Raw genomic sequence first — 11,973 nt, forward strand, 5'->3', positions numbered from 1 at the left:
CCCTTTGCTGTTTTATGTTAACGCGTAAACTTATATTACAAGCTACCTTTTTATCGAAATATGTTACCTTCTTATCGAACAGAAAATCTTTTCACCACAGTTTCTGAACCAGCGACTACCCGTACAAAGTAAAACCCTGTCGTTAATTTTCCGCCATGCTCAAAGGAAAGATTTTGAATTCCTGAATCTAAGTTGCCATTCATTAATTGGAGAATCTCATTGCCCAATGCATCCATTACTTTAATAGAGACACTCGACGATTTTGCCAATTTAAAAGAAAGATTTATTTGCTCCGCAATCGGATTATAGAAAACCTTCACATTATTGATAAGTTTCTCTGTGTCCTTGATGTTGTTGTCTTCCCCAAATGCCTCAGTACCGTCCCAAATATGTTGCGAAATAGTATGGTCATAAGGAGACTTTGCATACACCCGAGTCATCCCGCTGCACAATGTCAGTGCGGATAAAAGTGTTAAACAAGCTGCTTTAAGTAGATTTCTCCCCATAGTGTTAAATTAGACTTCAAATACTGGTTACGGTTTAATCAAATATAACGCTAACTATTTGAATTATCAACAACAAAGTTAGTATTTTGTTTAAAAGTTTTTCAGCAAATAGATTCATTCTAAGTTTCTTTTAACAAATTTTAACAGCTCTTGCGCATGTCAAAGTAAATGCTAAAATTTGGCGCAGGAAATGTACCTACTTAAAGTACAGGCAAAAAGTATATTTTTGCAGTATATTTTGAAATAAAATAATTGATAAATGGCAGACAACAGTCATCACAACAGTATCAATAAGGTGAGTTTCGCCGGATTATTGATCAGTTTAGGAATCGTTTTTGGAGATATCGGAACTTCTCCATTGTATGTTTTCAAAGCAATCATGGGACAAGGAGCCATTCAAAAAGACTTAGTCTTGGGCGGGCTATCCTGTGTTTTTTGGACACTGACCCTCCAGACAACAGTAAAGTATGTTTGGATCACTCTCCGGGCGGACAATAAAGGTGAAGGTGGTATCCTATCCCTTTATTCATTGGTACGCAAGCGTGCCCCTTGGTTAATTTTTCCAGCGATGATCGGTGCGGCGACCTTATTAGCCGACGGAATGATCACCCCTGCCATCACAATATCCTCGGCTATTGAAGGTTTGGATCTCAAATTCCCAGGATTACCTACAGTACCTATTGTAGTTACAATTATCTCCTTATTGTTTATTATTCAACGATTTGGAACATCCGTTGTAGGAAAGGTTTTCGGTCCATTAATGACCATCTGGTTTTCCATCATCGGTGTAATTGGTTTATCTCATCTTCACCTCGCACCGGAAGTGATGAAAGCAATCAACCCTTACTATGCCTTCCATATTTTAATTACTTACCCCCATTCACTATTATTGATCGGTGCAGTATTTTTATGTACTACAGGCGCCGAAGCATTGTATTCGGATATGGGACACTGTGGTAAAAACAATATCCGTATCAGCTGGATCTACGTAAAAATCACACTTATACTAAATTATTTCGGGCAAGGAGCCTGGTTATTAACACAGGAAGGACGTGTTCTAGGGGGTGAAAATCCGTTCTATTCAATCATGCCCGATTGGTTTATCGGTTACGGTATCGCTATCGCAACGATCGCAGCGGTCATCGCCAGTCAAGCCATGATATCTGGCTCTTATACCCTAATTTCGGAAGCAGTACGTTTGAATATATGGCCTAAGGTGGCTATCCGCTACCCCAGCGAACATAAAGGACAATTGTATGTACCATCCATCAATTTAATTTTATGGGTCGGCTGTATGATCGTCATCTGGGTATTTGAAGAATCAAGCCGAATGGATGCAGCCTATGGGCTTGCGATCAATTTAACGGTATTGATGACCACAATCTTAATGGGATACTTCCTCGCTATGAAAAAGGTCAATCGCGTGCTTATTGCGGTATTTTTGGTTGCTTATTTTGTTATTGAATTAACGTTCTTAATAGGAAATGGTGTCAAAATAGCGCATGGTGGTTGGTTAACCTTGATGCTTGCCACTGCGTTATTTGGAACAATGTATTGCTGGTACACGGCGCGAAAAATTAAAAATCGTTTCGTTAACTTCATTAACATCAACAAATACTACCCAATTATCTCCGAATTGAGCGAGGATAAATCGGTTCCTCCATATGCATCACATTTGGTGTATCTGACAAGTGCAAATTTCAAATCCGAGATAGAGGCTAAAATTATTTATTCAATTATTAATAAAAAACCAAAACGTGCGGATGTATATTGGCTCGTCCACGTTGATGTGATGGATCATCCACATACAAAAGAGTATTCGATCGATCAGCTTATCCCGGGTAAGTTAATACGCGTTGATTTTAAACTTGGCTTTAGAGAAGAACAGCGCATCAGCTTGCTGTTCAGAAAAGTAGTTGAGGAAATGGTAAAAAAAGGTGAAATTGATATTACCAGTCAATACGACACTTTACGTAAACACAATATTCCAGGTGACTTTAAGTTTGTTGTTTTGGAAAAAGTACTCTCCAAAACCAACCAAATGACATGGATAGAGAAGGTAATTATGGACATCTATGGTTACCTCAAAAAAATGAGTTTGTCCGAAGAAAAAGGTTTCGGTTTAGATTCCAGCTTCGTTACAATTGAGCGGGTTCCACTCAATTTTCCTCAGACTTCAGAGGTCCATCTCATACGGAAAGATTAATACTCCTCAAGGTGATGCCCAAGCATCACCTTTTTTATTCAATAGAATTGCATTACTTTTGTTGCAAATAATACATCATGGCAGACGCTAATCCAAAAAAGAAATTACACCCTAGAAATAGACATCTCGATAACTATAATTTTGAAGAATTGAGCAAAGTCGAACCTTCGCTCAAAGATTTTGTTATAGAAAATGCTTATAACGTAAAATCCATCGATTTTAACAATCCCGATGCTGTTAAAACGTTAAACAAGGCGCTTCTAAAAAAATATTACCACATTCAACACTGGGATATTCCCAAAGAGAATCTTTGCCCCCCTATCCCGGGCCGAGCAGATTATATTCATTACATCGCAGACGTGCTTGCAAGGGATAATAATGGTGAGATTCCAAAAGGTGGAAATATCCATATACTCGATATCGGTGTTGGTGCAAATTGTATCTACCCCATCATCGGGCATCAGGAGTATGGATGGAGCTTTGTAGGATCTGAAATTATCAAGAGCGCATACAAAAATGCAATCGAGATAACACGGACAAATATGAGCTTAAAAAAGAGTATACAAATCCGTCTACAAAATAACCCGAAAGCCATATTCAAAGATATTATCCTTCCAGGTGAGAAATATGATGTGGTAATCTGTAATCCCCCATTTTTTAGCTCTCAAACCGAGGCTTTACAGCAGTCAATCCGTAAGACTACAGGCATTAAAGAAGCTAAAATAGACGAAAAACCTGTCACACAAGCATTTTCTGGACAAGGAAGCGAGTTGTGGTGTGATGGTGGTGAAAAAGCTTTCTTGTCACGCATGATCTTTGAAAGTCAATTTCACAAAGATCAAGTAAAATGGTTCACAACATTAGTTGCTCACCGCGAAGACATTCGCTTTCTACAACACAAACTAAAGAAAATAAGTGTAAAAGAGACCGAGGTGATCCGCATGGAACAAGGCAATAAGGTAAGCCGAATCCTTTTGTGGAGATTCTAATACGTCCACGATATTCAAAGAAAAGGAGCTATCTTTTATGCAGATAGCTCCTTTTCTTTGAACCATTATTGTACGACGCTTCTCATATACTATACTTGCGCCTGTTTATTTAACTTTGAATGTTTATAGCCATACATAAAATATACAGCCAATCCGATTACGAGCCAGATCACAAATATTATCCAGTTACTTGCCCCCAATTCCGTCATCAAATACAAATTGATCAGGATACCAACGACAGGCAATAGCGAAAAGTTCATTTTAAAGCTATAAATACTCAGGCCAAGCCAGGTTAACCAAAATATAATGACCAACATTTTATGTTCTATAATTTCCAGGATGGAAAGCGATTTCCACTCCTGAATCGTCTCTTGCGCATAGATAAAAATAAGCACAATAGCGATCAGTAGCCCTGCACCAACTAAATATTTACCATTGATGTAAGGAACTTTAAATTTGGATTTTGCAGATAAGCCCGAATAATCCATATACAATACACCTGCACAAACAAGGATAAAGGCAAAAAAGGTGCCCACGCTCGTTAGATCCACAAAGAAGTCCATTTTAAAAAATAACGAAGGGATAGCAACCACCAAACCCGTTACAATAGTCGCAAAAGAAGGTGTTTTATATTTTGGGTGGATCGTCGCGAATTTCTTCCACAACAAACCGTCCCGACTCATAGTCATCCAAATTCTTGGTTGAGCCAATTGATACACCAGCAAGGCACTGGTAATGGCAATCACAGAGGTCACCGATATAATTCCGGCCATATGGTCAAAGCCGACATATTTAAATACGAAAGCAAGTGGATCCTTCACATTTAATTCGGTATAGTTAACCATCCCCGTCAAGACCAGGGTAATGGCAACATACAATACAGTACAAATCAATAGACAATAGATCATTGCCTTAGGCAGATCGCGCTGTGGGTTTTTACACTCTTCGGCAGTTGTGGAGATCGAATCGAATCCGATAAAGGCAAAGAAAACCGCGGCCACACTTCCGAGTACACCTTTGAGACCATTCGGTGCAAAAGGTGTCCAATTTTCAGGTTTAATGAAAAATATACCCCCAAAAATGACAGCCAGGATAATTGCCACCTTTATCATAACCATGACCATACTTGCTTTCTGGGACTCTTTGATTCCGATATAAACCAACCAAGTGACCAAAAATGTAATGACACCTGCCGGTAAATCGAAAATAATAGGCAATCCCCCAATTCGTGGCGCACTATTAAAAGCATCCAGACCATGTTGGTCGATTGCGGTCAGGGCCGCCGCGCCATGTTGGTTCATCTTGTCTACAGCATCATAAGCATAGCCTGGTGCCATGGATAACCAAGCCGGTATGCGAAGACCAAAGCCCTCTAGCATGGAGACAAAATATTGCGACCAGGAAATGGCAATAACCGTATTGGAAACAGCATATTCTAAGACCAATGCCCAACCTATAATCCATGCAAACAACTCACCAAAAGCTACATAAGCATACGTATATGCTGATCCTGAAACAGGAACTGTACTGGCAAATTGCGCATAGGCCAATGCCGTAAAAACACAGGCAAAAGCTGTAAAAACGAAGAGCAGTGATACTGCCGGCCCACCTTCATAACTCGCTAACCCAATTGTGCTAAAGATTCCAGCCCCTACAATAGCGGCGATACCCAACGAAACCAGATCTGTTACCCCCAATACCTTTGCAAGGCCTGTCCCCCCCTCTTTTTGAGTGTCATGCAGAATCTGATCAACACTTTTCTTCCGAAAAAGTCTATGTGACATGTAAATTTAGTTTTTGATACTTAAAATTATGCGAAAATAAATATTTTCAAGGTCTTATACTATTGGTATTTTCCGATAGACTAATTAAAGTCCACCAGCTCATATTGAATATACTGGTAAATTTCCTGATAATCGGTCATCTGCGTATGTAAATAGGAAATCAACTGTTCTGTCAGAAGCTGTCTTTGCTCCACGGAAACTTCAAATTGCCACAATCGTTTACAAATATTGAAAAGTGCACCTGCAATTTTTTCTACCTCAGCATAGTCATAAATATACTTCCACTCAATAAACTGATGATAGAACTTTTCAAACTTAGGAATATCATTCAGTTGATTAATTTTCAAAAACTTCCGAACAGCGTCTTCATTGACATGCATTAGCGCAGCGTAGAATTTATCGATGGAGACCGCTTTATTTTGTGTTAGGATATGATCCAGCAATAGCTCCAACGCGATATGCGCCATAAAGGACGGCCGGATAGGCAGCCCCGCTAAACTAGACTGGATTTTTAGTTTCAGTTGATGTGTATGATGAAAAAAATAAGGTGAATTGTGAAACAGGCGATCGACCTCGATATGACGGTTCCAACCTATATACAATTGCTCCAGTAAAGGATTGTCCAAAAGCTCATCTTCATACTGACGTGGTTTTAGCATAAAGGATTTATCAGCATTTTTTAATAAATCGGGTAGCAATCCACCTACAATACGTTCGGCATTGGTTGCAAACCGCTCAAAATAGAAATGTGACAAAAAATTCATACCAGCTTATTAGCGTGTGCTTTTATATGGAATTATTCGCTCAATATACGCTTAATCTCCTATCTTTGCATCTTGTAAATTAAAAAATTAAATCCATTTAACAATGAGCTTTGTAGAAGAATTACGTTGGAGAGGCATGTTGCAAGATATTATGCCAGGCACTGAAGACTTACTGAATAAAGAAAAAGTCGCTGGTTATATCGGCTTTGATCCCACAGGCGACTCTCTACACGTAGGACACTTGACGCAGATCATGACTTTGATCCACTTCCAAAATGCAGGCCACAAACCTGTTGCCCTGGTTGGAGGAGCGACAGGAATGATCGGAGACCCTTCTTTCAAATCTGCAGAGCGTAACTTGTTGGACGAAGCTACCTTACAGCATAATGTAGCTTGTCTGAAAAAACAGTTAGGCAAATTTCTTGAATTTGGAGAAGGTGAAAATGACGCCCAAATGGTTAATAATTACGACTGGTTCAAAGATTTTAAATTTTTGGATTTTATTCGTGATATCGGTAAAATGATTACCGTTAACTATATGATGTCTAAAGATTCGGTAAAAAAACGTCTGGAAGGCGACAATGGTCTTTCATTTACAGAGTTTACCTACCAATTGATTCAAGGATATGACTTCTACTACCTTTGGAAGCATCATAACTGTAAAGTTCAAATGGGTGGGTCCGACCAATGGGGTAACATTGTAACAGGAAGTGAAATGATTCGTCGCCAAGATCAGGGAACAGCTTATGCAATCACCACACAATTAATCAAAAAAGCCGATGGTCAGAAATTTGGAAAAACCGAATCTGGTGCCGTATGGTTAGATCCAAAGAAAACCTCTCCGTATAAGTATTACCAATTTTGGTTGAATACGTCAGATGATGATGCTAAAAACTGGATCAAAATTTTCACACTCAAACCTCAGGACGAAATAGCGTCTATTATTGCAGAACATGATGCAGCGCCACACTTACGTTTAGTTCAAAAAGCACTGGCAAAAGATATCACCATTCGTACCCACTCCGAAGAAGCATACGAAACTGCGATCAAAACTTCTGAATTTCTTTTTGGTAATGGTTCTTTAGAATTTTTGAACAACTTAGATCACGAGGCTGTTTTAGAGGTATTTGAAGGCATTCCTCAATTTCAGGTCGCTAAAGCGGACCTTGCAGCAGGCATCAATATTCTTGATTTACTGGCTGTTCAGACACAAGTATTCCCTTCCAAAGGTGAAGCCCGCAAAATGCTTCAGGGCGGCGGAGTTTCTATCAACCGAGAAAAAGCAACTGATATAGAAGAGTCAGTTACGGAAAATCACCTTGTAAACAATAAATATATTGTTGCACAACGCGGTAAAAAGAATTATTATCTGATTATCGCAGATTAGTGATCAGCAATATCCTGATTTAATAATCCATAAGCATAAAGAAGTCCCTTTTGAACAAATCAAAAGGGACTTCTTTATGCAATCCAAAGCTGTTCTTCTTCCGCTAAAAAATCGGTCCGGTTAATTTAATAGTTTTTCAAATGCCTTACGCGACGCTCCTCTAAAATGTACCTCCCCACAATATTGATACCCCAGCTTTTCGAACACATGCAACATTCCTCCATTGTCAAAATTAGTATCCACCTTGATACTATAAACCCCATGATCAACCGCGATCTTCTCCACCCCAGACATGATTCCCGTTCCCACACCTTTCATATGCGGATCCTGCGCCGAGGCCAATCGGTGTATACCGACATAAGGTCCATCACTTAACCATTTTCCGTCAATATCATTATAAGCAGGTTCGACATCAAAAATAACAGCTACATAACCTACAATCCTATGCTCCACTTCAACGACATGCCCGTAGCCCTTATCAATATCCGACTGCACCACATCTTCATTCGGATAACCATCTTGCCATTGTCGGCTGCCTTGTTCTTTCCTGAGGGCAATTGCTTGTTGTATAATTTCCCAAATCCGTCCTTTATCAGCCAATGTCGCTTTTCGTATTTCAAACTTGTTCATCCTATCTCTTATTTTTATTCGTAAAACTACATATTTTACAGCAACTCCAAAGAATACACCAAAACAGCAATCTGTATAGATATGCACATTCTTTGATCAAACCTATTTGCAGGGCATAGTATTTGCTAGTCATTATAGCTATCTAGCTTTTTAGCTACATCTAAATTTATTCATTCATAAAAAACGACAAACTTAAAATAATAGGCCATCAGCATCTTTAAAATACTATCAAAATAACTAAGTTTGTAAGCAGTATAATTGTGAGCTTTTCAATGTCAAACAAAGGAAATACATTTAGGCAGACAGGAAATTCAGTTTCCGGCAAACGTGCCCCTCAAAAGGAATCAACAACATTTAAAAAAGAAAAAAGTCAAAAAAATAGTGTACCAAGAGATTATTCTGATGCACAGCAAAAGGCTGTCAAGATATTAGGGATTTTATTGATCTTGCTTTCATTGGCATTTGCTACAGCTTTCGTCTCCTACTTATTCACTTGGGAAGACGATCAAAGTTATATCGCAAAAACCAATGGCGGATGGTCGACATTATTCAGATCTACAGAAGAAATTCATGATGAAGCTGTTGATCTACCTGTTGTCGATAATAAACTAGGGAAATTTGGCGCATTGCTTGCCAACCAATTCATGTACGAATGGTTTGGCGTCGCATCTTTTCTCTTTATCCCGGTATTATTCATTTTAGGATATCGCCTGTTGTTCAAGAAATCATTACTTCCATTGTACCGTACTGTGGTCTATTCTTTTGTTGCAATCGTTTTTATCTCGGTAACATTAGGCTTCCTACATGGATTTATGGCAGATACACCGCATATGCTCGAGGGGAAATTTGGTTTTTGGACCAATAAATTACTGGAAGCACAAGTAGGTATTGTCGGCGTTGGCTGTATATTGGCTTTTGCCTACCTGACGACATTAATCTTACTTTACAACCTCGATTTTAAATTTGTCCTATTCAGTAACAGGAAATCCAAGTCATTCTCCGAAGATATGGACGATGAGGATGAAGATGAATACGCTCCACAAAATCTAAGAAACAAAATTCATATTGAAGATGATTCCATCCAATCTGTACGGGAATCTTTTCAACGGCCAACATCAATCAATGAGCGATTTCAATCTGCTCGTGAAAAAGATATACAGGAAGAACTTCAACGCCCTGCCTTTACACATCACCCCGTACCTGAAGTACAAATTGATCCGAAAGACAAAGTGGTACTCTCGTTCGACGACAGTCCGCTGGAACGAACAGAGAATACACCTTCAATCAGTTTTACAATTGATCAGCCGAATGAAGAATTTGAAGCGGAAGACTTACCACTAATCCGGGAATATCAAGCACCGAAAATTGAAGCAGAACCTCAACAAGAGCCAGAAGCTGCCATCGAACCCGATGCAGTACCAGGTCTGGTGGTCGAGGATATCAAAGAGGAAAAAGAGATTACTGCCAGTGACCTTGTGGCCCAATTCGGACAATATGATCCAAAATTGGATCTTTCTGGTTACCAACATCCGGCATTGGATTTATTGAAGGACTATGGTGGTGGTAAAATTACCATCAATCAACAGGAACTCGAAGCGAACAAAAACAGGATTGTTGATACACTGAGAAACTACAGTATCGAGATCGAAAGTATCAAAGCAACTATAGGTCCAACGGTAACTTTGTATGAAATTATACCAAAACCAGGTGTACGGATTTCAAAAATCAAAAATCTGGAAGATGACATTGCCTTAAGTCTTGCGGCATTAGGTATACGGATTATTGCACCTATGCCTGGAAAAGGAACAATCGGTATTGAGGTACCAAATTCCAGTCCGGAAATGGTATCCATGCGATCAGTACTTGCTACGGAGAAGTTTCAGAAAACAGACATGGATCTCCCGATTGCTTTAGGTAAAACGATTTCCAATGAAGTCTATATTGCCGATTTAGCTAAAATGCCCCACCTTCTAGTTGCGGGAGCGACCGGACAAGGTAAATCAGTAGGTATCAACGCCATTCTGACCTCCTTGCTGTATAAAAAGCATCCGGCCGAACTAAAATTTGTCCTTGTTGACCCTAAAAAAGTGGAACTTTCTCTATTCAAAAAAGTAGAGCGCCACTTCCTTGCAAAATTGCCTGACGACGGAGATGCAATTATCACCGATACGAAGAAGGTAATCAACACCTTAAATTCTCTGTGTATAGAAATGGATCAACGTTATGATTTGTTAAAAAATGCACAGGTACGGAATTTAAAGGAATATAATGCAAAATTTATCAATCGCAGATTAAACCCTGAGGAGGGTCATCGATTCTTACCATATATCGTTCTTATTGTTGATGAGTTTGCCGACTTGATGATGACAGCAGGAAAAGAGGTCGAAACACCGATTGCACGATTGGCACAATTGGCCCGTGCGGTAGGGATTCACTTGGTTATTGCAACCCAACGTCCTTCTGTCAATATCATTACCGGTACAATCAAGGCCAACTTCCCTGCACGTCTTGCATTCCGTGTATTATCGAAAGTCGATTCACGGACCATTCTAGATACAGGCGGTGCAGATCAGTTGATCGGTCGAGGTGACATGCTTCTAGCGACTGGAAGTGATTTGATACGTATTCAGTGTGCTTTTGTTGATACGCCAGAGGTTGAACAAATTTCCGACTACATCGGTGCACAACGAGGCTACCCTTCGGCATTTATGCTTCCGGAATATGTAGACGAAAACGGAGATGGTTCTGGTAGTGTGGATTTTGATCCCAAAGACCGCGATCAGTTGTTCGAAGAAGCTGCCCGATTGATTGTCATGCATCAGCAAGGCTCAACTTCATTAATCCAACGTAAATTAAAATTGGGTTATAACAGAGCAGGACGAATCATCGATCAATTGGAAGCTGCTGGAATTGTAGGTCCATTTGAAGGAAGTAAGGCCCGCGAGGTACTTTATCCAGATGAGTATTCATTAGAACAATTTTTGGAGACGTTAAGAAAGGACAACTAAGATGAAAAAACAATTGTGGTTTATGGTAGGTTTGCTAATTATTGCATACAGCCAAAACAGTTATGCACAAAATGATACCGCTGCTAAAGCATTACTGACGAAAGTAAGCCAAAAGTACAATGCATACAAAACAATACAGGCCAACTTCTCATTAGCTATTAAACAAGCTAATGGTGGCTCACATACTGACGCTGGAACAATATACCTGGACAAGAGTAACAACAAGTACCAGGTCAGTACCAAAAATCAAGTATTGATATCGGATTCCAAGACACAGTGGAATATCATGAAAGCCGAAAAGGAAGTGGAAATCTCAGAAGCAAGCAATTCGACCAACGAGATCAATCCAACAAACATATTCAGCTTCTACACCAGCGGTTTTAAATATACCTTGACCAATACTGAAAAGGTAAAGGGACTTACGCTAAGTGTCGTTGAATTAAGTCCGCTCGATAGCAAAAAAAACTATTCAAAGATAAAGCTGCGTATCAATAAGGCAAGTAACCTGATCTATGATACGACCGTTTTTGATAAAAGTGGTAATCGCTATACCTATACATTAGCTTCGCAAGAAGGCAATAAAGCGCTTTCAGGTAGTCTATTTGCATTCAACAAAAATGATTACAAAGGTTTTGAAATCGTCGATTTAAGATAAAAATCTATCGTCGCTATAACACTGATTAAAGTACCATAAAAAAG

9 protein-coding genes are annotated in these 11,973 nt (G+C 39.3%); 5 read left to right on the top strand and 4 right to left on the bottom strand.

The window, feature by feature from the left end:
• Positions 1–71 precede the first annotated feature (71 nt).
• Positions 72–506: a T9SS type A sorting domain-containing protein gene (locus B2X72_RS13640; RefSeq protein WP_083663760.1), complete on the bottom strand. Its 435-nt coding sequence runs from the start codon at positions 504–506 to the stop codon at positions 72–74.
• A gap of 259 nt (positions 507–765) precedes the next feature.
• Between B2X72_RS13640 and B2X72_RS13645 the strand changes: the two genes are divergently transcribed.
• Together B2X72_RS13645 and rlmF are read left to right on the top strand one after the other, a co-directional pair.
• Entirely contained in the window at positions 766–2,712 is a 1,947-nt protein-coding gene (locus B2X72_RS13645) for a KUP/HAK/KT family potassium transporter (RefSeq protein WP_088162949.1), read from the top strand.
• A 77-nt stretch (positions 2,713–2,789) separates the two neighbouring features.
• Complete coding sequence (rlmF, locus tag B2X72_RS13650) at positions 2,790–3,701, top strand: 23S rRNA (adenine(1618)-N(6))-methyltransferase RlmF (RefSeq protein ID WP_088162950.1); 912 nt, start codon at positions 2,790–2,792, stop codon at positions 3,699–3,701.
• An 89-nt stretch (positions 3,702–3,790) separates the two neighbouring features.
• On the opposite strand, the gene B2X72_RS13655 is transcribed toward rlmF, so the two are convergent.
• Complete coding sequence (locus B2X72_RS13655; RefSeq protein WP_286849955.1) at positions 3,791–5,485, bottom strand: amino acid permease; 1,695 nt, start codon at positions 5,483–5,485, stop codon at positions 3,791–3,793.
• An 80-nt stretch (positions 5,486–5,565) separates the two neighbouring features.
• Positions 5,566–6,249: an ACP phosphodiesterase gene (locus B2X72_RS13660; protein ID WP_145327939.1), complete on the bottom strand. Its 684-nt coding sequence runs from the start codon at positions 6,247–6,249 to the stop codon at positions 5,566–5,568.
• Between the two features lie 103 nt (positions 6,250–6,352).
• Here B2X72_RS13660 and tyrS point away from each other — a divergent pair, with 103 nt between their 5' ends.
• Complete coding sequence (tyrS, locus tag B2X72_RS13665) at positions 6,353–7,636, top strand: tyrosine--tRNA ligase (RefSeq protein WP_145327938.1); 1,284 nt, start codon at positions 6,353–6,355, stop codon at positions 7,634–7,636.
• Positions 7,637–7,756: 120 nt separating this feature from the next.
• On the opposite strand, the gene B2X72_RS13670 is transcribed toward tyrS, so the two are convergent.
• A complete protein-coding gene (locus B2X72_RS13670) occupies positions 7,757–8,266 on the bottom strand; it encodes a GNAT family N-acetyltransferase (RefSeq protein WP_145327937.1) in 510 nt (169 codons plus the stop codon).
• 272 nt (positions 8,267–8,538) lie between these two features.
• Between B2X72_RS13670 and B2X72_RS13675 the strand changes: the two genes are divergently transcribed.
• Together B2X72_RS13675 and B2X72_RS13680 are read left to right on the top strand one after the other, a co-directional pair.
• Positions 8,539–11,274, top strand: coding sequence for an FtsK/SpoIIIE family DNA translocase (locus tag B2X72_RS13675; protein ID WP_286736748.1), 2,736 nt, complete (start codon positions 8,539–8,541; stop codon positions 11,272–11,274).
• A 1-nt stretch (position 11,275) separates the two neighbouring features.
• The gene (locus tag B2X72_RS13680; RefSeq protein WP_145327935.1) at positions 11,276–11,929 is read left to right on the top strand and encodes a LolA family protein; all 654 of its coding nucleotides are present in this window, start codon (positions 11,276–11,278) and stop codon (positions 11,927–11,929) included.
• The last annotated feature ends 44 nt before the right edge of the window (positions 11,930–11,973 follow it).

The organism is Sphingobacterium sp. UBA7253 (assembly GCF_002472745.1).
Taxonomy (GTDB): domain Bacteria; phylum Bacteroidota; class Bacteroidia; order Sphingobacteriales; family Sphingobacteriaceae; genus Sphingobacterium; species Sphingobacterium siyangense.

Excerpts from the sequence above, each read along its gene's own strand:
- B2X72_RS13655 (WP_286849955.1), bottom strand. The coding sequence starts at position 5,485 with ATGTCACATAGACTTTTTCGGAAGAAAAGTGTTGATCAGATTCTGCAT.
- B2X72_RS13670 (WP_145327937.1), bottom strand. The coding sequence starts at position 8,266 with ATGAACAAGTTTGAAATACGAAAAGCGACATTGGCTGATAAAGGACGG.
- rlmF (WP_088162950.1), top strand. The coding sequence starts at position 2,790 with ATGGCAGACGCTAATCCAAAAAAGAAATTACACCCTAGAAATAGACAT.
- B2X72_RS13660 (WP_145327939.1), bottom strand. The coding sequence starts at position 6,249 with ATGAATTTTTTGTCACATTTCTATTTTGAGCGGTTTGCAACCAATGCC.
- tyrS (WP_145327938.1), top strand. The coding sequence starts at position 6,353 with ATGAGCTTTGTAGAAGAATTACGTTGGAGAGGCATGTTGCAAGATATT.
- B2X72_RS13640 (WP_083663760.1), bottom strand. The coding sequence starts at position 506 with ATGGGGAGAAATCTACTTAAAGCAGCTTGTTTAACACTTTTATCCGCA.
- B2X72_RS13680 (WP_145327935.1), top strand. The coding sequence starts at position 11,276 with ATGAAAAAACAATTGTGGTTTATGGTAGGTTTGCTAATTATTGCATAC.
- B2X72_RS13645 (WP_088162949.1), top strand. The coding sequence starts at position 766 with ATGGCAGACAACAGTCATCACAACAGTATCAATAAGGTGAGTTTCGCC.
- B2X72_RS13675 (WP_286736748.1), top strand. The coding sequence starts at position 8,539 with ATGTCAAACAAAGGAAATACATTTAGGCAGACAGGAAATTCAGTTTCC.